Source organism: Virgibacillus indicus, from assembly GCF_002266285.1.
Lineage (GTDB): Bacteria > Bacillota > Bacilli > Bacillales > Amphibacillaceae > Virgibacillus_K > Virgibacillus_K indicus.
Genome location: NZ_NPMS01000009.1, coordinates 110,035 through 133,335 on the forward strand (window position 1 = coordinate 110,035; position 23,301 = coordinate 133,335).

The following is a 23,301-nucleotide window of genomic DNA, read 5'->3' on the forward strand; positions in this document are numbered from 1 at the left end:
GAACTAATTGTGCGGACTTTTGACCCAGTCATTGCAGTGAAAAGGTGCCTGACCCCCACTTTGCTAAAGTATTAAAACTTTAGATAACTAGGGGGCAGGCGTTTTATTATTGATGGAACATTAGATGGTGGTAATAGTAATTTATATGTGCAAACGTAAATTTTGTTTTTCGAATAAATCTAATTAATCAAAGTCTACTAATTTAGTGTAGGCTTTTTTCTGGTTTACTTTTTAGTATCAGGTCAAAAATTTGTGATTCGACAAATTCCGGGGAGTGACTACTGGCACCACAAACAAGGACATGGAAAAAAGGAAATTCCAACGTATACTGATTCTTTTCCCAATTTTCATCATAAGTAAAAACAGCTATAGGAACGATCGGTTTCTGGTACTTATTGTACAACATACTAAAATAATGATACATCCGCTTATGAAAATCATCTTGTTTATAACTTTGTGGTTCCACATGAACGATAACTACAACTTCTGTATTTTTCAGTGTTGTCTCAATGACAATATCGAGTCTACGTGTGCTTCCTTTTAACACGTTCGTGTATACTTCTTCGGACAGTGGCTTAATCGCGTGAAAGTCTAAATTTTCATGAACATCGGGGAAAAATGCTTCAAGGAATTCTTTGAAAAATGTGTTAATGAGTTCTTTGTGTAATTGGTCATGTCCAGTGTAGGTAGATTTTGAGCCATGCCTGCCAATTAAAAACACTCTTAGATAACTCTTAAATCAGTGAAAAGGTGACTGTAAACCACAAACCAAAAAAGTCCTCGCATATAGATACATAGTATGATATAATCGTTTAAATATTTCAATACTTTAAAGCGGTAAAGGGGAGAATTTAAATGAGAAAGGTACTACTATTCATAGCAATTATAGGTATTGTCATTTTAACAGCTTGTGGTTCAAATGATGCTTCAGGCACGGAGGAATCAAATGGAGATTCTTCGTCTGATGCTGGTCAGACATATACGGTTGGTGCAACACAAATTGTTGAGCATCCTTCATTGGATGAAGCATATAAAGGGTTTCAGGATGCACTGGCAGATGCTGGCCTTGATGTAGAGTATGATTACAAAAGTGCACAAAATGATCAGAACAATGTGAAGCCAATTTCGGATGGTTTCGTAGCAGACAATGTTGATTTGATTTTTGCAAATTCAACACCTAGTGCATTAGGTGCCCTACAGGCTACGAGTGACATTCCAATCGTGTTTACATCGGTAACAGATGCAGTTGATGCTGGACTGGTACCTTCTATGGATGAACCAGGTGAAAATATTACAGGGGTTGTTGATCTTCATCCAGAAGCAATTCAGGAAACAGTAGCATTTATTGATGCTCATTTTCCTGATGCAAGTGTAGGAATGGTTTATAATGCTGGAGAACAAAATTCTGTTACCCAGGTTGAAGCGGTTAAGGCGGCGGCTGAAGATACCGGATTAAGCATTGTTGAGCGTACCGTAGCAAATTCTGCTGAAGTACAGCAAGCGGCAACAACACTTGTTTCGGAAGTGGATGTTTTTTATATCATTACAGATAATACCGTTGTTTCTGCATTAGACAGTGTTGTTGGAGCTGCAAATGATCAGGATATCCCACTAATTGTTGGAGAACCTGATTCATTGGCAAAGGGCGGATTTGCTACCTTTGGAATTGACTATCATACAATCGGATACCGAACTGGCGAAATGGCGGCACAAATTTTAACAGGGGAAAAGTCACCAAGTGATTTCCCTGTAGAGTATCCACCAGAGATTCAATTATTTATTAATAAACAAGCAGCTGAAGAGCAGAGTGTGGAATGGAATGCTGAATGGGATGATGCTGCACAGTTTGTTGAAACAGAATAATAGATAATAGTGTTTGTTGCGTCATTTTAACCAGAGTTTTTGAACATCCTATTTTCAGAAATTATTGAAAAGAGCCAGGCAATGTGCCGGCTCTCTTATCTTTTATTTGTTGCTTCAGGAGGGATAAAATCATGTTTATATCAATGTTTGGTGCTGTGGAATCAGGTGTCATTTATGCCATTATGGCCTTGGGGGTTTATTTAACCTTCCGTGTTCTGGATTTTCCTGATTTGACTGTAGATGGAAGCTTTGTTACAGGAGCTGCTGTAGCCGCAATTTCAATTGTGAATGGTATTCCTCCGATTTACGCAACCGCAATGGGAGCAATTGCTGGTTTTATAGCTGGATGTATTACAGGTTTATTGCATACAAAGGGGAAAATCAATGCATTATTATCAGGAATTCTAATGATGACAGCCTTGTATTCTATTAATTTGCGAATTATGGGACAGCCGACACTATCCATGTTGAATGAGACAACCATATTCAGCCAATTGGAGTCCATGTGGGCAGCAACAGGTATTGACTCATTTCTGAATGGTTTATTAGCATCTATTGGCTTAGAGCAATTCCCTTCTACCTGGGCAATTGTATTCGTTATGATCATCGTAACTGTTCTGATAAAATTTATTACTGATTTTTATTTAAAAACAGAAGTCGGCCTTGCGTTAAGAGCAATAGGTGATAATAAAAAAATGATCCGCAGTTTATCCGCAAATACCGATACCCTTACGATTGTTGGTGTTGGAATATCAAATGGTTTTGTTGCACTTTCAGGGGCATTATATGCTCAGCTTGGTGCGTTTTCAGATGTAAATATGGGGATTGGAATGATTGTTATTGGTCTCGCCTCTGTTATTATCGGGGAAGCATTGTTTGGCAAAAAAACAATTGCAAGAGTGACACTGGCTGTCATTTGTGGAGCAGTCATCTATCGAATGATTGTCACATTAGCTCTTCGTGTGGACTTCCTGGATACCGGAGACATGAAGCTTATCACGGCAATCATTGTTATCACCGCATTAGTGGCACCAAAGACACTTCAGATAAGAAGAGAAAAAAAGCGCCGTTCAGAGAAACGGGAACAACTGGGACGACAAGCAGAGGGGGACAGTCATGCTTAAGCTGACGAATATTTCACTCACATTTAACGAAGGCACCTTGGACGAGAAAAAAGCATTGAATGATATTAATTTAGAGATGGAAAAAGGCGAATTTGTAACGGTTATCGGGAGTAATGGAGCTGGTAAGTCGACAATCATGAATGTTATCTCCGGCAACTTGATTCCGGATGTCGGGGATGTCTATATTGATGGAAAACAAGTTGTGCATTTACCTGAATATAAGCGTTCGCCCTACATCGGCCGTGTATTTCAAGACCCTAATGCCGGTACGGCACCATCCATGACAATTGAAGAGAATTTGGCAATGGCTTATTCGCGTACAAAGAAAAGAAAACTAAGCCTTGGGGTAACTAAAAAGCGTAAAGAAATGTTTAAGGAGCACCTGAAAACGCTGGATATTGGGCTGGAGGACCGTCTAACTGCAAAGGTCGGCCTGCTTTCCGGTGGTGAAAGACAGGCACTCTCCTTATTAATGACAACCTTCACCGAACCTAATATTCTATTATTAGATGAACATACAGCTGCACTTGATCCATCACGTGCAGAATTAATTACCAATCTTACGGAAAAAGTAGTACGGGAATCAGGATTAACAACATTAATGGTCACCCACAATATGCAGCAAGCACTGGATTTAGGCAACCGGTTAATTATGATGGATAAAGGGAAAATCATTTTCGATGTAAGCGGTGTAGAACAGGAGAAACTCACGGTCCAAGATCTATTAAATGAATTTCAGAACATACGTGGTGCTCAGTTTGAGGACGACAGGGTTGTACTGGGATGATTATCTATGGGGTGAAGGCAGCATTCGTTGTTTTTGGGGCGTTTTTCTGAAAAGGCTCTGTGGCCGAGACAGATTAATGGCGTTGGTGCACAGATTCCCCAACACTTCCGGGCGAAGTACTAAGCTCTCAGTCCCCTCCCTTCCCCTCTCAATTGAAATCATTTATAATTATCTTAAAACTAATGTAGGAGTGTTAAAAAATGAAGCCTATAAAGGTTGAACAGGAAAATCTTAAAGAAGCAATTAAAAATGGTCAATCATACATTCAAGTAGACGATAAAAAATATTTACTATTGGAAGTAGATGAAATAAACCAAAATGAAAATTACGTTGTTTCAGATCCAGTCGAAGAAAAAAAGTTACTGGATGCATTAAACAAACATAACCCCATTCTGACTGAAGATGAAATTAATAAGATGCTAAAGAGATAGTTATGAATATACTTTGGAGAGATTCCTAACTACTTTAGCGTATTAGCAGAGCGACAGACTGACCTCAAAAGTTCCTAATAAAACAAAAATATCCATTCGATATACAATTACTATAATTGTTTTTTCAAATCCTCAATTACTTCCTTTTCTAATCGTGTTACTTTCGATATAAAATCGATGCTTGCCCCTTCCTTAAGCATTTCAATCGCTACTTGAATGATTCCTTCTTTTTTTCCTTCCTTTATTCCTTTCCTTCTTTCCGTCCAATTTCTTTCCCTTTTTCCTCATACGAAATTGGAATTTTCAAAATCCTATCTGCTTCCGGTAATATATCAGATGCTGTTTCGCAGGATCCAGCTGCATTCTGGTAATCATAAGCAGGAATTCCTTCTTTACCTGCACCCGTTCTTCTTCCTTATACCCCATTTTACTCATCATTGCTGCAGCAGCTGGATTGTCTGAACGAATATAATCACGCCAATTCTATGTTTTTAAATGAATTGTCATGTAGTTAAACGCAAGAACATGAAAAAAGGGAAATTCCATCGTATACTGATTCTTTTCCAAATTTTCACCATAAGTAAAAACAGCAATCGGTACAATCGGCTTTTAATTGGGAAGTGACACCGAAATCTAAGCTACTTCTTCTAACACCATTTTACAAGTTTAATGATCGTGAACTTGAGTTATCCACCTCTTTGAGAAGTTCTGCATTTTCCGCTAATGATTCATCATAAGAAGGAATCATTTCCTTTAGTTTTGGTTGCCAACTCCCGAGATATTGGGAAAAGTTGTACTTCAATACATCAAGCATAATTGCGACAGATGTTGAGGCACCTGGTGATTCGCCGAGCAATGCTACCATTGAATGGTCTTCTGAATGGATAATTTCTGTTCCAAATTGAATCATTCCTCTTCCCGAACCATCGATATCCTTAATTACTTGTACACGTTTACCAGCGACGACTAATTCCCAATCTTTATCTTTTGCATGTGGCACAAAAGTACGCAATTTCTCCATCCGTTTTGCTTTTGAAGCAAGAACTTCTTCAATTGAATATTTGATAAGTGAAGTATTTTTAGCACCCGCAGCCAGCAGTGTCAACATATTATCTCGTTTAATTGATTTGAAAAAATCCATATTAGAACCCTTCTTTAGAAACTTTGGACCAATACTTGCAAACGGTCCAAACAATAGGGTACTTTTGCCTTCTATATAACGTCTATCCAGATGAGGTACGGTCATTGGTGGGGTACCATCGGGTTCTTTTCCATAAACTTTCGCTTCATGTTGATTGACAATATCAGGATTCGTGCAAACTAAAAATTCTCCACTGATTGGGAAGCCACCAATGTGCTTACTTTCAGGAATTTTTGTTTTTTGTAATAAAGGAATAGCACCGCCACCTGCACCAATAAATACGAAATCAGCTGTATAGTATTCAATTGTATCAGCTTCCAAATTACGTACGCTAACCTCCCACTTGCCATCCTCTACGCGTTTTATATCTGTGACAGTACTTTTGTATTGGACACTTATATTATCTTGTTTTTCTAAGTTGGTAGCCATTTTACGTGTCAGCTCACCAAAATTAACATCTGTTCCCGAATCCATTTTAGTTCCGGCAATAGGTTCTTCCGACGTACGCCCTTCCATCATTAATGGCATCCATTCCGATAATTGTTTTGGATCCTCAGAATATATCATTGTTTCAAACATTGGAAGGGGGGATAGGGCGTTAAAACGTTTCCTTAGAAAGTCCACATGTTTTTCACCATATACAAAACTGTGATGTGGTAAGGCTCGAATAAAGCTTTGTGGATCATGAATGTCATTTTCTTCTACTAAATGGGCCCAAAATTGTTTTGATATTTGAAACTGTTCATTAATTTCAACTGCCATACTTGTATCAATGGAGCCATCTGGTTGTTCAACGGTATAGTTCAACTCACATAATGCAGCATGTCCTGTACCGGCATTGTTCCATTCATTAGAGCTTTCATCTCCAGCTTGGTCAAGCTTTTCAAAGAGTTTAATATTCCAATTTGGTTCTAATTTATTTAAAAGCGTGCCAAGTGTTGTGCTCATGATACCAGCACCAATTAAAATAACATCTTTTTTTTGTTTATCATTCATCTTTTTTACCTCCAGATTATATCCAAAACATGTATTATAAGATTAAATAAAATGCCTGGAAATCAATATTTAGGGAAAAGTGTCAGTCCCCCACTTCTCTAAAGCGTTAATATATTACTTCATTGGGGGTCAGGCACCACCTCTTAGGTACCTTTCTTTTACTTTCGTTTTCTTTTTCCACCTGATCTAGATATGCCTGAAAATGCTCCGCCAAATACTTCCCTTCTTGATCTGTTACCGTCACTATTTGGGGAGTGGTGGTAAGGAAACTTATCCGCATAGTAAAAATCACTCTTGCGTAAATCCTCAGGGGTGTAAGTTCCTTTATTCTGTTTCTGGTTTTTCATATGTTCTTCCTTGCTTCTCATCTTTTTAATTCGCGGAAGTATTACATTTTTGTAAAATGCCTGCTTAAAGTGGCTCTTCACTTTTATTGATAACTTATCAGCATCAATTGGCATATAGGATATACGATATCTGCCCATCTTTTTAATAAATTTTTGGTCCGCATCTTGTTTTTCTATGAATATATTTATTTTATTATCGAATTTAATAGCAATAAAATCTTTGCTAATATTTTGCTTGTTGTGAATTATCGACTTATCTAAAGTAACTTTAACAACCGCTTTTTGATGTGTGTATTTTTTCTTAACCTTCAATGAATATTTACTTCTTTTCTTTCTAAAAGCTGACAATGGAACATCAACAATGTGTACCTGATGTCTTATATCCTCTGAATTAGTCACTTTTAGTTTGGAACTTATCTCCATCATTATTCTCCGCCAATCTGATTATTTCTTTGAAAATAACCAAGCCGCACCCTCTGTCAATTCGGTAAGTACTATCCAACAATTTCTTATAATGGTCTCTATGCCTTTCTTATCAAGGAATTGCGCTATTTATATTATTGCATATTACCTTCAGTTATCGGATGTCTTTAGTAGTATGTAACCAATTATGTGACCAGTTGAGTTGCAAATTGGAAACTACTAATCGTAACATTAGACTGGATAAAACAATAATTATGTTTGATATCATTGACTGTCACTCAGATTGAGTTGTGTCAATGGTTAAATAATTGTAAGTATGTAGAAGTCTTAGATGAAGGTTAATGATTGTCTTCAATTTTACTATATTTATAAAGTATATCTTTTATATCACTATCTAATTTATTCTGCTTAAGTTTTCTATTCCAACGACTAGTTAATTTTGGTTTTTCTATATCTTTTTTCATTGCTTTAACTAAATCAGTCAATTCTTGTATTCCTTGTTCACTGTTAGTATTGATACTATTTTTCTCACAAACTGCCATTTTATTTAATACTTCACTCGACCCGTATAACACACATAAATGCTTGAAGATAAGATAACGCTTATTTGTGTCTTTCTGTATAAAGTCTTTATTAAATTCATGCAAAACATTAATATATTGAAAATAATAATCCCCTTTTTTATCAGCAATTTTCATAAGATTATCCTTATTTTTAGCAAACAAAGAGTTCAAATAAGCGCCAATTATTAATGCAAAAATAGATACAAACCAGCCATTGGAATTTATCCATTCAAATATAGCCACAATTACTCCACCTCTAATCCCATTTCCTTGCTTTTCAATAAAATTGTTATATATTTCAATTTACTTATGCTCCATAGCTTTGTAATCAAAAATTGCCGTAATGTTAAATTCGATGTAATATAATAAGATAGAGAGAAGGTATATACTATGCCTATTATAAATTATGGAACTACAACTATTCATTACTACCAATATAAAGAAACCCGAAATGATGTTAAGATTTCAGTCAATCTCATCAATGGTGTCGAAATATATACCCCAGAAAACATAGATGATGCCAAATTAAATCAAATTGCCAAGCAAAAGGCCCCATGGATTTCTAAGAAACTTCAGGAACTTAACGAAGTAAAAGCAACAGTTCAATCCAAAGAGTTCGTAAGTGGTGAAAAGTTACCTTACCTAGGTCGTCACTATCGACTGAAGGTACATAAAGAAGCCATTCCTAAAGCTTCGTTTCAGTTCAAACAAGGACGTTTCATCGCTAGCGTTCCTCGTGTGTGGTCTCAGGACCAAATACAAGAGCATCTCGAACAAAAGCTCATTCATTGGTATCGTGACCATGGTTTTAAGAAAATTAACGAGCGAGCTAAAGAATTCCAGTCCATGTTAGGGGTTGAACCCCGGTCACTACAATTAAAAACACAACATAAACGTTGGGGAACATGCACCCCAAATGGTGATATCTATCTGAATTGGCGAATCGTGATGGCACCCGTTCGAGTGATTGATTATATAATAGTGCATGAGTTAGCTCATCTAATCGTTCCCGAGCATAATGATAATTTTTGGCGGATAGTCAGAGCGACACTTCCTCATTATAAGGAAGCAAAAGAATGGTTAAGAGTTCATGGTGTTGAATTACATTGTATTTCTAATTTAACTAATTACGAATTATTTTAACTTTTCTTTTCTACTGCTTTAACTAATCTAATAAACCAGTAAAGTGCAATCCAAGGTAATATGATAGTAGTAACAAAACGTAATATCACATAAAATGTCGTTCCAGTAAATGCCGTTATTTCATTAGGTAATGCAATAATAATAAAGATAGCTACTGCTAAAAGGATAATAATCAACAATTTATTTAAAAACCCAGACACATTATTCACATCCGATCCTTTTTAAAAAAATGAGGCACAATACGTAATCTACTACTAATACTGTGCCTCCTTTATAATTTATTAAGCTTTATAATGTATTTCACCCAGATCCATCAATTGTCTTGCTACGCTTTCAACTTGTTTATTAGGAACAGAGCTTGCTCGAAGCTGTTTCTTTAGCTTTTTTCTCATTTCACGCTTCACATCTTCTTTTTCTGTCCAATCAATCACTGCATTATCTTGAATAATATCAGTGATAATTTCAGTTAAATCTTTTAAGCTTTCTTGTTCCATTTCAACAGGAATTTGCTGTTCCAACAACTGATAAAACGGCAAATGCTTGGCATCTTTTAAACCGAACGATTGACTCTCTTGTTCCATATCCATCATTTCTTCTCTTATGGCTTGGTATTCCTCCAGAAGTTCTTCAATGGTTAATTGCCTTGCTTTTCGTTGTTCGATTAACTGCTCTAATCGTTCTTTTATGGATGTGTATTTCACTGGGTTCTCTTCCAGTTTGATTCGGATTTCATGTTTAATCGCATGTTCCATTTCCGCTGCTTTTGCTTCAGGTGTCTTCAATTCATCCAGCTTTTCATCAAATTTATTAGTTAAAATATTTACAGGTTCAAATAAAATCTCAGGTGTTGATGCATAAACATATTCTTCAATGAGTTCCCGTACCTTACCACCACAATCGGATATATCCATCGTGCCATCGTCGACATAGTAACGAGACTTCCCTAACTTACGAATCTTACCTAACCACTTCAAGTCATCGACATAGGCTTTAGCTTTTGGACTTGGCATCACCATATCCATGCTTTCAGAAAACTTCTTGAAGGCTGTATCGAACGTATTTCGCACATCTTCTGGTTCCAGCACTTTCAAACAAGCTTCTAAATTACTCTTATTAACATAATCAAAGAATTGCATGACACGGCGATGACGGGATTGTAAACGTGGAATTTCCTCATCCACATGATGCATGGCTCCTTTAATGTCCTCTTCATGAAAGATACCAAGTGCTTCTTCCAAGAAGCGGGAGACACCAAAATAATCCACGATTAATCCGTGTGACTTTTTATCATAGGTTCGATTCGTTCTGGCGATGGCCTGAAGAAGATTGTGTTCTTTTAATGGCTTATCCATATACATCACCTGTTCAATCGGTGCATCAAAGCCTGTTAAAAGCTTATCGCAGACGATTAAAAAGGCTAGTGGGTCCTCATCCAATGGTTTCTTAAAACGTTGGATAATTTCCTTTTCTTCTGCCCGTGACAGGCCGTACTTCTTCATTTCCTCTGAATCATTATGGCTACTGGAAATAATGACAGCTGATTTATAATCACTTAATTCATCCAGTAATTTTTTATATTCTACGGCTGCCTGACGGGATACCGAAACAATCTGTGCTTTAAAGCCGTTTGGCTGGATATGCTGTTCATAATGGTCAATGATATCAAGCACAACTGTTTTCAAACGCTTTGGAGATGCAGTCAACGCCTCTTCGGTCACATATTTTTGTTTAATTCGCTCTTTATCCTCATCGGAATAATCACGAAAGAAACGGTCAAATAAAGTATCAATGTTCTCTCCTTGGACGTGCAAATCAATTAACCTTGCTTCATAAAAGATTGGTACCGTTGACCCGTCTTCCACTGCTTTTTCAATTGGATATTTATCAATATACGTTCCAAAGGTTCGTACGATACTTTTATCTTCTTTGTCAATTGGTGTTCCTGTAAAACCGATATACGTTGCATTTGGTAACCCGATACGCATATTCATCGCTAACGAACTGTACTGGGAACGGTGCGACTCATCGACTAACACAATGACATTTTCTGAATCGGTCAGTAGAGGGTAATCCTCTTCTCCTTCTGGTTGGAATTTTTGTACTAAGGTCATTACCGTAGAACCTGGACCTTGTTGTAATAATGTTTTGAGTTCTTCCACAGATTCAGCTTGTTTTGGATTTGGAAACCCACATCGTGTAAAGGTAGCCGTTATTTGTGCATCTAAATCCTGGCGGTCTGTTACAACGACAATAACAGGATTCTCTAATTGTTTGAGACGACGTAACTTCATAGACAAAAAAACCATGGATAGCGATTTCCCAGACCCTTGTGTTGCCCAAACAACACCACCACGAGCTTGTGGATGTTTACCCGTCAGGATTCGTTCTACGGCTTTATTCACAGCTCGATACTGCTGATAACGAGCCATTTTCTTAATCACTCGTCCATCTTCTGGTTCATAGACGATAAAGTTTAAGATAATATCAAACAATCGTTCTTTGTCCAATATCCCTGCCGTTAAAATATCTTGGGCTGTTGGGTTCTCACCCACATCCTGAACAGTTAACGGATAAGGTTCTTTCCATGTACTATAATGCTGGACATTTGCACCAATTGTTCCCACCTTTGCACGGTCATTACTTGTAGAAATCAGGAATTGGTTGTAATGGAAAAGTACTTCATTTTCTTGTTGGTAGCGGCGTAACTGTTTGACCCCTTGTCCAATTTGTTCATCTGGAGGCAAGGCTGGACTTTTACATTCAATCACCACTAATGGCAACCCATTGACATATAGCATAATATCAGGACGAATGGTGTCATTTGCATGCGTATAGCTAAATTGATTGGTGATGATGAAATCGTTATTGTGGATATTGTCAAAATCAATCAGTTTTACCGTCTGGTTCTTCCGTCCACTCCCGACATCTTGTTGAACTGACAGCTGATTAATGAGCAGTTCATGAAAATGTTGATTTGCTTCCATGAGACTTGCTGCTTCCATATGTGTAACATTGCGAACAATTTTGTTTAAGTTGTTTTCATTTATCCATGGATTCAAGCGTTGAATTGATTTTGCCAATCGCCCTTTTAAAGCAACTTCTATCTGAGATGTACGTTCTTTGTCCAGTTCCATACCATGCACATAGGTGTAGCCAAGCTTCTGAAGTTGGTCAATCATTCGATTTTCCACTAACGTTTCTTCATTCCAAGCTTGTGCTTCACTCATGACGGAACCTCCTCGTTATCATTAATTGGCATACGGACTTTACCTGTTAATAGTTGTTGCATAAGGCCTTGTTTGATTTTATATAACCTTCTTACTTTTTCTTCATTATTATTTATCCTTGTCTCTACAGATTCAATAATATCTACTATTTTATTCTGTTCCTCTAAGGAAGGGACAACTATTAAAAATACGTCCAAATCAGTTCTGTTAACTTTTGGAATTCCTGTTCTACCTGACACTGATGTTGTATAAGAAATAAATCTACTACTCATTAATAAATATTTTAAAAAGCTAGGTAATAATCTTTTATCGGCTTCAATTGGATATATGTCCGCACTACACAGACCCTTAAACTTTGGAAATGTAACTTTACCAAAATGCGGATTTATCTTACCATAAAGAACATGGTTTTCATTAAATAAATATTTACCACTGATTTGACCTTCTTCTTTTGCTGTTTTACATGTTAATAACCTACCTGTATACTTTTCTATATTTGCATTTCCGATATGAAGCATATCAGAATATGGTTCTTTTTTGGGGTCCACTTGCCCATTTGCAATTCTACAAATATCTTTAAACTTAACAACTTCCCATTCTTCTGGAACATCCCCTATTAGCGTTTGCTTAAAGTTCTCATGCCCAATCCCCTTCGTTAACGACTGTTGCATTAATCCTTTTTTCACTGTCTCTGTTTTTTCGATGACTTGTTCTGTTTTTTCGATTGCTTCATTGACGGAGGAGAGGATTGCTGCTATTTTTTTCTGTTCCGACCTGCTATTAGGAACTGGTATTTCAAAGTTTCTAATTCTTGTCAGCGCTAGCTTGGGTTGAGCACTAATTGTTTTTTCTCTTTCAATATATTTTTGTATTAAATTACTTTTTAAGACATATAGTAAATACTTAGAATCACATTTTATATCACTAATTCTATTAGCATTTTCAGTTAGGTTAGCTCCATTTAATATTGGTGGGATTTCTCCAACTAGCCCCAATGTACCCGCTACAGAAATATAAAGTTCATTAGCATAGATTTTATATCTTTCAATAGATTCTAACACTTTGTCAGGTACATATAATAAATTGTTTAAAGTTACCCCTTTTTCTTTCATATTCGCCACCCTTATATATGGATGACCATTATCTATTTCGGTTAAAACCTCACCTTTAGGCAATCTTTTTCCACCACTTACTTTAGCTATATCTCCAAGTTTATAAGTCGTCCAATCACTAGGAAGTTGATTATCATTACTCACCATACCCCAACTCCTTCAAATACCCATACATTTTTTCTTCTACTTCATCACGTTCCTGTTCAAGCTTCTTCAAATCTTTCAATGCTGCTTGAACGTTAATTTCTTCTTCCTCTTCAGTTGTATCGATGTATCGGGCAATGTTTAAGTTGTAGTCATTCTCTTCAATTTCTTCTAGGTCAACTACTCGACAATATTTATCTAGGTCTTCCCATGCATCATAAGCCTGAACAACTTTATCGACATCTTCACTTCGCAGAACGTTCTGATTCTTACCTTCTTGATAATCTTTGGAACCATCTAAGATAAAAACTTTGCCCTTTTGCATATCAGCCTTATTTCGATTCAGGATTAAAATACAAGCAGGGATACCTGTTCCATAGAAAAGGTTGGATGGCAGCCCAATAATTGCTTCCACTAAATCATCTTTTAATAGACCTTCACGAATTTTTCCTTCTGCTCCGCCACGAAATAACACACCATGTGGCATAACGACGCCAGCTTTTCCTTCATGATTTAGTGTGGACACCATGTGTTGAACAAAGGCATAGTCCCCAGCGTTTTTTGGTGGTATGCCAAAGCGGAAACGACCATACTCATCAGTTTCAGCTTCTTCACGTCCCCAATTCTTAAGTGAAAAAGGTGGATTGGCTATAACCCTGTCATATAAAAGTAATTCTTTATCATCACCTAATAGCTTCGGCTCTCGTATCGTATCTCCACGTTCAATTCGGTGGTCGCTTAAACCATGTAACAACAGGTTCATCTTGCAAATCGACCATGTATTCAAGTTTCGTTCTTGTCCATGTAATGATAAATTACGTGGGTCTCCACCTTGTGATTTGATGTAGTCCACTGATTGAACTAGCATACCACCTGAACCAACAGTCGGGTCGCACACCCTCATTCCTTCTTCTGGTTTAATCAGATTTACAATCAGTTCAACAACTTTTGTCGGTGTATAGAATTCGCCGCCTTTTTTTCCAGCATCATCGGCGAACTGCTTAATTAAGTATTCGTAAGCACGACCAAGCATATCGGGTTCCGATAGATTCTCGTTACTTAAATCAATGGAAGAAAAATGTTGTATTAATTGCAGTAACAATTTATCAGGCAATTTTTCCTTATCATTAAAATCGATATTAGCCAAAACACCAACTAAAGATGGATTTTCCTCTTCCAGTGCTTCAAAGGCTTTGTTAATCGTATTACCGATATCCTGTGTTTGGATTTGAATATGTGTCCAACGAGCCCGTTCTGGGACAAAGAACTGATGCTCATCACGGTCATACCATGCATAATCATCATTTTCTTCTTCTTCCACATATTTCGCATGCTCAATAAACACGTCACTCAAACGTTTTAAAAACAATAAGCCAAATATGTAATTCTTATAATCAGAGGAATCAATGCTCCCTCGTAGAATATTTGCTGATTCCCATAAGTGTGATTCTAATTGTTGTAATGTTAGCTTTGGCATATATTAACCCCCACATATTTCTTTTTACCTATATTACAAATATATCAAAGTCAGATTAAAATAGATAGAATCCGGGCTAAAAACCTATATAGAAGTAAATAATGCAAAAATTCCAATCTCAAGGTATGTATAGATAATTAACTTGTGTAATCGTTTGGTGCCCACTGCCTCTTTTATAGGGGCTTTAATTATTAAATTGAAAGGAGGTGAGGACATTCTACGCCAACAGAAAAACACTGATACATCTACCATTAGAAAGTAAGGATAATAGAATGGGTTTCTATTAGCAAACAGGGTACATCTAACAGGATCTAGTTTTGGGTTAAAAGGGGATCGTACCACAAGTGAGGGCAAAAACTCATTAGATATTTGTTCCAATGAGTCTATCACTCAGTTATTCCATTTCGGTTATTCAGCAATTTATTCACCTCCTGAGTATGTGGGGGTCAGTCCTCCGCTTCACTAACACTTTAACGAAGCAGGGGACTGACCCCAGTACACCGTAAAACGAGCCAAGGGTACCCATAAAAAAAGGACAGGATTTTTCATCCCGCCCTCTCAGCATCAAAAGCTAATCGTCCCAAGCACTTTCCCCCAGCCATTCTCCTCAGTAGCATAAAAATCACCCTTCACAACTCCTCCACCCAAAACTTTTATTGGCTTTAGCAAGTTCAAAGGTTCAGTCTCCGTAGCATTGATTTCCACATCCACCATACTTGTATAGAACTTCTCATGCAATACAAAATCAGGTGATGTATCCCTTTCAATAATTTCCTGGAATTGTATGCCTCCTGTAGGCTTTGGGATAGTTCTTATATTAAAGTGAGGTGTGGTGATTGGTTCGCCGACACTGCTTACTTTATCATCCACATTTGCCTTCAAACTTATAATGGTTTCTCCATTCTTTTTTGCAGCACCGGAATATACACCATTTTCTTCTTCTAGGTTAATCTCGGCATATTTCTTCGGATAGCCCCATAAATCCCTTCCTGCTGCAATTGCGGCATCTTTATTCTCGTACTCATAAATATAATAGCCTCCGTATCTATCACCATACTTTACAGGTACGACCATTGCACTGTCCATATATGAAACTTTATCTGTATTGCTGAAATCTGTCACAGAAACTACCATTTTATTATCCACATAATCAAAAGGGGTATAAAAAAGAATCCGTTTCACTTCCTCCTCATTTACTTCCGTTACTGCAAATAGGGAAACATTATCTTTACAAGTATACGGGACAAATGGGTCAGGAAATAATGGTGCATGAACTGGAATGTTATAGTTATTAGCCCTCATCTCACTCAGCCTCCTTCATCTTTTTGGAATCAACTGGAATGGATCTTTTTTTTTTCGTTAATTTACTTACAATCAGCAGTACAGCTACAGAAGCAATGGCTGCCGGGACTAACTCATACAGATAAGCCACCCACGGGGTATTGATCCAAATGATTGTAACGATTGTACCCGTGAATATAGAAGCCAAAGCTCCTTCTTTTGTAACAAGATTAGTATAAAGCAGGAAGATCAGTAAGGGCCCAAAACTTGCTGCCAATCCAGCCCAGGCATAAAGTACAAGTGCGAAGACTGACTGGATATTCAATAGGGCAATTCCGGTAGCAATAACTCCAAGAATGACCATTGTAATTCTCGAAATAAACATTGACTGTTTATTTGTATAGGTTTTTTTAGTTATACCCTTAAGAAAATCACTCGCAAATGACTGGGTCGCTACCATGATTTGCGAAGAAAAGGTAGATTGGATTGCTGCGAATATCGCGGCTAACACAATACCTGCAATAATTGGAGACATGGTGTCAGCAGTCAGCATTGGAAATACATATTCGGGATCGTCCAGTGCCGGAATCATAATTCTTCCAATCAGTCCTAGCAAATTTGAACCCGTCATAACAACGATAACCCAAAACATAGCAATAAATGATCCTTGAGAAATCGTCTTATCATCCCTCGCGGATAAGAAACGCTGCATGATGTGCGGCTGACCAGGTTCACCTATTCCAAAAGCAAACAGACCTATAAAAACACCGAAGCCAGCTGCACCAGTAGCACCTCCAACAGAAGATACCAATAACGGGTCAATGGACTGGAGTGTTCCAAAGAAATTCGCAGGTCCTCCTAATTGAAAGAAGATCATATAAATCGGGAACAGCAGCAGTACTGTCAGCATGACTATTCCTTGGGTGAGATCTGTTAGAACAACTGCCCTGTATCCACCGAATATCGCATAGCCAATAACAAAGGCTGCTGAAAGAATCAACCCGATATTATAATCAAAAGAGATCGTGGCATCCAGTGTTTTTCCCGCAGCTGTTAATTGTGATGCCATTGATGCCACGAAGAATATAACGATTACTACACTGGAAATTATCTTCAATGTCTTTTTTGAACCATCCAATTTGATGCTGAAATAGTCAGGCAGACTCAAAGCTCCAAGATCTTTCCCTTCTCTTCTCAGCCTCGGTCCTACGACAAACCAGTTTAATAAATAACCGATAATGAAACCCGGAAGCATCCACATAGTACTGATACCGGAAATATAGGCAGCACCTGCAGCACCTATAAAAATCCATCCACTTGTATCTGTAGCCCCGGCACTAATCGCAGTTGCCCATGGACCAAAGTTACGGTCGCCTAAATAAAAGCCCTCTTCACTTTTTGAAATGAACTTTTCTGATAAAACACCTATTAAAAAGACAGCTGCCAGGTAGATGAAAAATACAGTTAACATGATTATCCACCCTTCCTGCTAGCTCTTTTATTAAGTACAAAGGTTGCGGCAAATCCAAGTACTGGAACAATCACGTAAAAAAACCAAATTAGAAAACTATTTTCCATGATACTCACTCCTCATAGTGGAATAGAAAGAAAAGCCCGAAAGCGTTGCCATTTTTTCTTTCACTCAATCCAAATTGTTTTTTAAATTATTTTTGCAGATTTTCAACAACTTTTCCGTAAGTCAGTGTGAATGCACCTTCTATATACACAGCTCCAACAATCTCTTTAACTCCTAATTCACTCAATGGATCCTGGCTTGATTCCTCCATATTCAATGTCGCTTTTCCTAATATTTTCTTCTTTGTTTCAACATCCTGCAAAACATTCTCAACAATCGTGTTTGTATCTGTTCCATCAACTTCTGGATGCGGCATCCGCTTCACTTGAAGTCTCGGGCTCAGTACAGGTGGTTCCATCTCATCTGCCCCTTCTTCAAATGTGATGTCGATGATTTTCTTTCCTCTTCTTGTAATGCTTCCAGTTATTTTCCCTTCACTTTCTTCAAATTCAACTTCAGCCAGTTTTTTCGGATATCCCCAAATCTCTCTGCCAGCACATAGTGCGTCATCCTGATCCACATATTCAAATGCGACACAGGCTCCTTTTATTCCTTTGTACGAACAAGGAATGACAACTCCACCTTCACTGTACAGATCAAGTCCCTTAATCTCATTGTTTTTCAACACAAATACTTCAAAAATATCTGAAGTCAATTCGAACTCTTTTGGCAAAAATCTTTGCAATGCTTCTCTGTCTCCCCGGCAGTATACACTAATCTTTTGATAATCTTCATATCTGTAAGGAAGACTTGGATATAAAGGTGAGTACTCCGGTAAAATTGAATATTCGTAATTTTTCATGATGAAATTCCCCCATTTTTTTATATTCACTATTTATATTGCAAAATTCATGCCAAAAATCAAAACCCTGAATTTTCAGGGTTTTGATACGAATTAAATTTGTTTTTACCTAAAACATTATATTTAGTTTGGGTAATTACTCATTATTGAGTAATTTTATATTTAATATATATTTTTCTAATTGGTACTTTTTGATTTTATTGCTCATCGTCTGCTGAGGCATGTCCAGATTTCTGGCAGCTTTGGATATATTACCAGATGTGTTTTCCAGTTCATTCTTTATAATTTTGATTTCAGTCTTCTCTATTATTTCTCTAAAGGGTGTGTTCGTATCACTATTATCCAGAGGTGGATAGGAATAATTTTTATTTATTAAATGGGAATTTTCATTAAAACTGTTAAATCGTATATCATCTTCTTCAATCAGACCTGTATCTTTTTTATTCATCACACGTTCAATCACATTTCTAAGCTCACGGATATTGCCCGGCCAGGAATAGTTTTTCAACTTATCAAGTGCTCCATCAGAAATACCTGTAATAAGTTTCCCAAATACATCATTAAAATCTTCAATGAAATGATCAACTAATATTGGGATATCAGACTTTCTTTTACGAAGTGGAGAGAGTTCTACATTAAGTACGCTTAACCGGTAATATAAATCTTCACGTATTTTGTTTTTATTAAGGAGCTCTTTAGGATTTGTATTGGACGCGACAATTAATTTCACCTCTACCTTGAACTCTTTTACATCACCCACTCGTCTTATTTTCTGATCCTGGATGACCCGAAGCAGTTTTGCCTGCAAGCTCATGGGCAATGAGTTGATTTCATCTAAAAACAGAATTCCCCCGTCGGCTAATTCAAATAGTCCTTCCCGATCTACTGCACCAGTATCGTAATATAAGGTTAACCAGATTTTACTGGTTGACCTTTTTCTATATGGTCTTATTATAACGGTAGTCGGGGTAGAACGTCGCACCAGTGGGATTTAATCTCGTCAGCTAAACTGTTCACCCCCTACTTGTATAAACATGTTTCAGGCTGGTTGGGACAATGTGATCCCGTTTAACAAGCGAACCTATGACATTACAAGAAGCCTTAGGGGATACCGACTAATTTAATATTCTAGGAGGAGATTGTGTATGAATCCAGTCATCGGTCTGGATGTTTCAAAAGGGGAAAGTCAGATTCAAGCCTTTTTAGATAAAGGTAAACCTTATCGAAAGAGCTTTAGTATTAAGCATGACATAAAAGGGTTGGGAAATTTATTAGAATTCCTTCATGAAGTTGAAAAATCAGCTAACAACCAACCCACGGTCGTGTTGGAATCAACTGGTCACTATCATTATCCAGTTATTCAATTTTTGGAGGAACAAAAGTATGTCTATATTATTGTTAATCCTCTTATCTCACATCGTGCCAAAAGTTCAAGTCTACGTAAGGTTAAAACAGATGCAGTAGATGCCTATCACCTTTGTGAGCTGTTTTATAAAGAAGAGTTGGAACCTTATAAAAAGCGAGGTATTCAACTTTTAAACCTTCGCAATCTTACTAGACAACAAGAAAGTATTGCAGAAATATCAGCAAAAACTAAAATACAGTTACACTCCTTGTTGGATCAGGTATTCCCTGAATATAGAGGTGTGTTTGGGAGTTTATATTCAAGAGTATCTTTACTTACTTTACTAGCATTCCCAACATCTGAGGCGGTATTAAGTGCGAGTGAAAGAGAATTATCAGAGAAGATAAGTTCATTATGTAAAAGTCGTTCCGACCTTTGGGCAAAAGAAAGGGTAAAAAAGCTAAAAGAAGCAGCCCTTCGTAACCCGTTCAAGAATAACCTGTATCAGAGCAATATCTTTAATCTGGAGATGTTAGTTAATCTTGTTCTTCAATACCAAGAGCATCTATCCAAGATTGCGACTGAAATAGATGCCCTTTCTAGAGGAATTGAAGAATATCATATTCTCCAATCTATTCCTGGGATCGGAAAAAAAATCGCTGCAACGATTATTTCCGAGATTGGAGAGATTGATTGATTTAATAATGCCAAAAAGCTCGTTGCATTCGCAGGAGTGGATCCGAGTGTTTACTCTTCAGGTAAGTTTACAGCATCAGTAAATCGAATCACCAAACGAGGATCTAATAGGCTACGACACGCCTTATATATGGCTGTTCAAAGTGGTATTCGTGATTCTCGTAAAAAGAAAACGACTGATGAGATAATAGCACGCAATAAGAGACTAAGAGAGTTTTATGATAAAAAACGTGAAGAAGGCAAACCCTTTAGAGTAGCAGTTATTGCATGTGTAAATAAGCTCTTACACTGGATTTACGCCCTACTAAAAGGCAGATCTACTTTCCAAGATATAGCATAAAAACTATATCTAACTAAATATAACAATACCTTCCAATCACTGAATAGTGGAGGGTTATTTGGCATGCTTATTTTTAGTATATCATGAGAAATTTAATTTTTTTAGTGAAAAATATTGACAACTATTAGCTGGTTTAGCTTCCCTGTGTTGTTCCAAATAAATAAGATTCAAGCAGATTTTCCGGTATTGCTGCACAGTTCTGTGTGATAAGCGGGATTTTTGAACCGTTTGTCATTTCTTTATGGACCGCTTTTACAAAAACCTCTTTTCCAGTTCCAGTTTCTCCATATATGAAAATGGGGGACAAACTATTCGCATACATATTCAAGTCAGATTTTAATTTACGAATCTCTTTACTTTCACCAACAAATTCTTCAGCATTTTCTTTTTGCTTTACCTGAAATTTGCTGGACTTTGATGCTTTATTGCTTTCCAGCTGTAAATTACGTAATTCATCTGTCAGAGCCTCTACTCTGGTAATATCGCGGAATATTTCAAATGCACCAATTACCTTACCATCTTGGAATAAGGGATAGGTGGAAGTAATAGTTGTTTTCTTTTCTCCACGATAGGTAGAGAAGGTTTGCTGTTTCTCAATGATAGGCTGCTTCGATTCGAAAATCTGCATAAAGGTACTGTTATCTTTATTTAAATAAGGAAATAAATCAAATATGGATTTTCCTATGATTTTTTCATTGTTAAGGCCGATGGAATTACTTGCTTTATTTGCATAGGTAAATATGAAATTCGAATCAATTACCATAACACCTTCATTTATGGTGTCTGTTACTGTTTTAAATATTTTATCCAAAAACAACCCCCCCTTTGTTTATTGGGTTCAATTTGTTCTCTATAAATTATATTGTATATCAAAATGGATTTTTTAGAAATTTCTACATGGTGGGTGTTTGTGTCTAGCTTTTCTCTTTAACGATATGACACCAGTATATTTGGCACTCTATTTTTGTACACTTTTCCCCGGCTACCGCGCGACATCCGTCGCTTGCTGAGAGTATGGTGTCAGTCCCCAAATTACTCTGCCACTTTAGTGTATCGAGGAACTTGCCCTGTTTAACCCAGTTTAACTCAATCATCTTTCCATTTTATTACATAAACCCCAATAACGAAAAAAAGCCCCTTCACTGCATAAGCGAATACAACAAGGAGCCCAACACCATTTCTCTTCCAATCATCCCATCAACCCAGTAACCCCAACCCTCTCTTCCCGCACAACCCCATACTCCTTCAAAAACTCCATCCGCACCGTCCCCGTCGGACCATTCCGCTGCTTCGCTATAATTACCTCTATCTCATTCTTCTGCTCACTCCTTTTATCGTAATAGTCGTCACGATACAAAAAGGAAATAACATCTGCATCCTGCTCGATATTTCCCGACTCACGCAAGTCAGACATTAGCGGGCGTTTATCCTGCCTTGCGTCCACTCCGCGTGACAGCTGAGAAAGCAACACGATTGGGATTTTCAGCTCCAAAGCGAGCAGTTTAAGCTCCCGCGTTACCTCACCAATTTCCAGATCCCGTCGATCACGCCGGCTTATGGCAGGTGCAATTAACTGGAGATAGTCGATGATCACAAGCTGATTTCCTTTTGGATGTTCGTGTATTTGTTTCCTTATTCCGGCGCGAATTTCGGCAAGGCTTTGTTTTCTATCAAAAATTTCTAACTTCCAATTGGTCATTTCTCCGATTGCCCGCATCGCTTTCTCATAATCTTCAGTTGCAAAACGATTAGGGATATCACGCCATTTACTCGCATTGATTTCCCCTTCCGCAGAAATCATTCGTTTCAGAAGCTGCTTTGTCCTCATCTCCAAGCTAAAGACAAGCGATGTGCCTCCATTCTTACAATGGCCAGCTGCTAAGTTGAGGGCAAATGCGGTTTTCCCTACAGAGGGTCTTGCAGCAAGGATAATCAAATCTCCTTGCTGCAAGCCTCCAGTCAACTTGTCAAAAGCAGACAGTGAAGTTAAGTAACCTAATGTCTCTGGCTCTGCTTTCAATAACTCTTTACTAATTTCCATCAAATTATCATACGTACTTTTTTCCTCTTTTGCTATGCTTGTATCTCTGCATACTGTTAAATCTTGCAGCAAATGATCCATCGATTTTGCAGAAGGATCCTGTAAGAATTGGTTCACTGCTATTTTTGCTTGATGAAGCTGGTATGCTTCGATAAGAATTTGCTCATAATGCTTGAAAGCTGCAGTGCTTGGAACAGATTCAGCAAGCTTTGTCAGGTAAGCAACACCACCAATTCCTGAGATTTTATCGCCCAAAGTCATTGTGACAATTACGAGATCAATCTTTCTTTCCTCTTTGTCCGCCTGCTTCATCGCTAAGAAGATTTTCCGGTGTTCTCCATAATTAAAGTATTTTTCATCAATTTTTAGTTCTTTAAAAAGCGGGCCTTCCAATAAAATGGAACCTAATACACTTGTCTCTGCATGGTACGTATCCATATCT

At 37.4% G+C, this 23,301-nt stretch carries 19 protein-coding genes and 1 pseudogene; 6 read left to right on the forward strand and 14 right to left on the reverse strand.

Annotation, left to right across the window (positions count from 1 at the left end; genetic code table 11):
• Positions 1–202: 202 nt before the first annotated feature.
• Positions 203–721, reverse strand: coding sequence for an RpnC/YadD family protein (locus CIL03_RS16180; RefSeq protein ID WP_094886925.1), 519 nt, complete (start codon positions 719–721; stop codon positions 203–205).
• A 134-nt stretch (positions 722–855) separates the two neighbouring features.
• Here CIL03_RS16180 and CIL03_RS16185 point away from each other — a divergent pair, with 134 nt between their 5' ends.
• The 4 genes from CIL03_RS16185 to CIL03_RS16200 all read left to right on the forward strand — a co-directional run bounded on the left by CIL03_RS16185 (position 856) and on the right by CIL03_RS16200 (position 4,205).
• Positions 856–1,863 carry an ABC transporter substrate-binding protein gene (locus tag CIL03_RS16185; protein WP_094886926.1) on the forward strand — a complete coding sequence of 336 codons (1,008 nt, stop codon included), beginning with the start codon at positions 856–858 and terminating at the stop codon, positions 1,861–1,863.
• A gap of 131 nt (positions 1,864–1,994) precedes the next feature.
• Positions 1,995–2,987, forward strand: a complete 993-nt coding sequence (locus CIL03_RS16190) for an ABC transporter permease (RefSeq protein WP_094886927.1) — start codon at positions 1,995–1,997, stop codon at positions 2,985–2,987.
• Positions 2,980–3,774 (forward strand): ABC transporter ATP-binding protein, encoded by a 795-nt coding sequence (locus CIL03_RS16195; protein WP_094886928.1) that lies wholly within the window; start codon positions 2,980–2,982, stop codon positions 3,772–3,774. The genes CIL03_RS16190 and CIL03_RS16195 overlap by 8 nt, the downstream gene beginning before the upstream one ends.
• 200 nt (positions 3,775–3,974) lie before the next feature.
• Positions 3,975–4,205, forward strand: coding sequence for a hypothetical protein (locus tag CIL03_RS16200; RefSeq protein ID WP_094886929.1), 231 nt, complete (start codon positions 3,975–3,977; stop codon positions 4,203–4,205).
• Between the two features lie 303 nt (positions 4,206–4,508).
• Here the strand turns inward: CIL03_RS16200 and CIL03_RS20285 are convergent, their stop codons facing one another.
• The 4 genes from CIL03_RS20285 to CIL03_RS16215 form a co-directional block, all read right to left on the reverse strand.
• Positions 4,509–4,643 carry a hypothetical protein gene (locus CIL03_RS20285; protein ID WP_276282961.1) on the reverse strand — a complete coding sequence of 45 codons (135 nt, stop codon included), beginning with the start codon at positions 4,641–4,643 and terminating at the stop codon, positions 4,509–4,511.
• 220 nt (positions 4,644–4,863) lie between these two features.
• Positions 4,864–6,342 carry a malate dehydrogenase (quinone) gene (mqo, locus tag CIL03_RS16205; protein WP_094886930.1) on the reverse strand — a complete coding sequence of 493 codons (1,479 nt, stop codon included), beginning with the start codon at positions 6,340–6,342 and terminating at the stop codon, positions 4,864–4,866.
• Between the two features lie 158 nt (positions 6,343–6,500).
• On the reverse strand, positions 6,501–7,001 hold the full coding sequence (locus CIL03_RS16210; protein WP_133087837.1) for a hypothetical protein: 501 nt from the start codon (positions 6,999–7,001) through the stop codon (positions 6,501–6,503).
• A 449-nt stretch (positions 7,002–7,450) separates the two neighbouring features.
• On the reverse strand, positions 7,451–7,918 hold the full coding sequence (locus tag CIL03_RS16215) for a hypothetical protein (RefSeq protein ID WP_094886932.1): 468 nt from the start codon (positions 7,916–7,918) through the stop codon (positions 7,451–7,453).
• 147 nt (positions 7,919–8,065) lie between these two features.
• Between CIL03_RS16215 and CIL03_RS16220 the strand changes: the two genes are divergently transcribed.
• Positions 8,066–8,818 carry a M48 family metallopeptidase gene (locus CIL03_RS16220; protein WP_094886933.1) on the forward strand — a complete coding sequence of 251 codons (753 nt, stop codon included), beginning with the start codon at positions 8,066–8,068 and terminating at the stop codon, positions 8,816–8,818.
• Positions 8,819–9,099: 281 nt separating this feature from the next.
• Here the strand turns inward: CIL03_RS16220 and CIL03_RS16230 are convergent, their stop codons facing one another.
• The 7 genes from CIL03_RS16230 to CIL03_RS16260 form a co-directional block, all read right to left on the reverse strand.
• Positions 9,100–12,045 (reverse strand): type I restriction endonuclease subunit R, encoded by a 2,946-nt coding sequence (locus CIL03_RS16230; RefSeq protein ID WP_094886935.1) that lies wholly within the window; start codon positions 12,043–12,045, stop codon positions 9,100–9,102.
• A complete protein-coding gene (locus CIL03_RS16235) occupies positions 12,042–13,304 on the reverse strand; it encodes a restriction endonuclease subunit S (protein WP_094886936.1) in 1,263 nt (420 codons plus the stop codon). Before CIL03_RS16235 ends, CIL03_RS16230 begins: the two co-directional genes overlap by 4 nt.
• Positions 13,294–14,778, reverse strand: a complete 1,485-nt coding sequence (locus CIL03_RS16240) for a type I restriction-modification system subunit M (protein WP_094886937.1) — start codon at positions 14,776–14,778, stop codon at positions 13,294–13,296. The genes CIL03_RS16235 and CIL03_RS16240 overlap by 11 nt, the downstream gene beginning before the upstream one ends.
• Positions 14,779–15,342: 564 nt before the next feature.
• On the reverse strand, positions 15,343–16,080 hold the full coding sequence (locus CIL03_RS16245; protein ID WP_094886938.1) for an acetoacetate decarboxylase family protein: 738 nt from the start codon (positions 16,078–16,080) through the stop codon (positions 15,343–15,345).
• 1 nt (position 16,081) lies between these two features.
• Positions 16,082–17,530: a sodium/proline symporter gene (locus CIL03_RS16250; RefSeq protein ID WP_094886939.1), complete on the reverse strand. Its 1,449-nt coding sequence runs from the start codon at positions 17,528–17,530 to the stop codon at positions 16,082–16,084.
• A gap of 193 nt (positions 17,531–17,723) precedes the next feature.
• Positions 17,724–18,437 (reverse strand): acetoacetate decarboxylase family protein, encoded by a 714-nt coding sequence (locus tag CIL03_RS16255; RefSeq protein ID WP_094886940.1) that lies wholly within the window; start codon positions 18,435–18,437, stop codon positions 17,724–17,726.
• Between the two features lie 136 nt (positions 18,438–18,573).
• Positions 18,574–19,419 (reverse strand): sigma 54-interacting transcriptional regulator, encoded by an 846-nt coding sequence (locus CIL03_RS16260; protein WP_094886941.1) that lies wholly within the window; start codon positions 19,417–19,419, stop codon positions 18,574–18,576.
• A 163-nt stretch (positions 19,420–19,582) separates the two neighbouring features.
• Here CIL03_RS16260 and CIL03_RS16265 point away from each other — a divergent pair.
• Positions 19,583–20,818 (forward strand): annotated as a pseudogene (locus tag CIL03_RS16265) (IS110 family RNA-guided transposase).
• Between the two features lie 133 nt (positions 20,819–20,951).
• Here the strand turns inward: CIL03_RS16265 and CIL03_RS16270 are convergent.
• Both CIL03_RS16270 and CIL03_RS16275 read right to left on the reverse strand, forming a co-directional pair.
• Positions 20,952–21,629 (reverse strand): sigma 54-interacting transcriptional regulator, encoded by a 678-nt coding sequence (locus tag CIL03_RS16270; protein WP_094886942.1) that lies wholly within the window; start codon positions 21,627–21,629, stop codon positions 20,952–20,954.
• Positions 21,630–22,007: 378 nt separating this feature from the next.
• Positions 22,008–23,297, reverse strand: a complete 1,290-nt coding sequence (locus CIL03_RS16275; protein ID WP_094886943.1) for a replicative DNA helicase — start codon at positions 23,295–23,297, stop codon at positions 22,008–22,010.
• Positions 23,298–23,301: the final 4 nt, after the last annotated feature.

Bases quoted from the DNA above. Each gene is read 5' to 3' on its own strand.
- CIL03_RS16185 (WP_094886926.1), top strand. From the start codon at position 856: ATGAGAAAGGTACTACTATTCATAGCAATTATAGGTATTGTCATTTTA.
- CIL03_RS16190 (WP_094886927.1), top strand. From the start codon at position 1,995: ATGTTTATATCAATGTTTGGTGCTGTGGAATCAGGTGTCATTTATGCC.
- CIL03_RS16195 (WP_094886928.1), top strand. From the start codon at position 2,980: ATGCTTAAGCTGACGAATATTTCACTCACATTTAACGAAGGCACCTTG.
- CIL03_RS16200 (WP_094886929.1), top strand. From the start codon at position 3,975: ATGAAGCCTATAAAGGTTGAACAGGAAAATCTTAAAGAAGCAATTAAA.
- CIL03_RS20285 (WP_276282961.1), bottom strand. From the start codon at position 4,643: ATGATGAGTAAAATGGGGTATAAGGAAGAAGAACGGGTGCAGGTAAAG.
- mqo (WP_094886930.1), bottom strand. From the start codon at position 6,342: ATGAATGATAAACAAAAAAAAGATGTTATTTTAATTGGTGCTGGTATC.
- CIL03_RS16220 (WP_094886933.1), top strand. From the start codon at position 8,066: ATGCCTATTATAAATTATGGAACTACAACTATTCATTACTACCAATAT.
- CIL03_RS16230 (WP_094886935.1), bottom strand. From the start codon at position 12,045: ATGAGTGAAGCACAAGCTTGGAATGAAGAAACGTTAGTGGAAAATCGA.
- CIL03_RS16235 (WP_094886936.1), bottom strand. From the start codon at position 13,304: ATGGTGAGTAATGATAATCAACTTCCTAGTGATTGGACGACTTATAAA.
- CIL03_RS16240 (WP_094886937.1), bottom strand. From the start codon at position 14,778: ATGCCAAAGCTAACATTACAACAATTAGAATCACACTTATGGGAATCA.
- CIL03_RS16245 (WP_094886938.1), bottom strand. From the start codon at position 16,080: ATGAGGGCTAATAACTATAACATTCCAGTTCATGCACCATTATTTCCT.
- CIL03_RS16250 (WP_094886939.1), bottom strand. From the start codon at position 17,530: ATGTTAACTGTATTTTTCATCTACCTGGCAGCTGTCTTTTTAATAGGT.
- CIL03_RS16255 (WP_094886940.1), bottom strand. From the start codon at position 18,437: ATGAAAAATTACGAATATTCAATTTTACCGGAGTACTCACCTTTATAT.
- CIL03_RS16275 (WP_094886943.1), bottom strand. From the start codon at position 23,297: ATGGATACGTACCATGCAGAGACAAGTGTATTAGGTTCCATTTTATTG.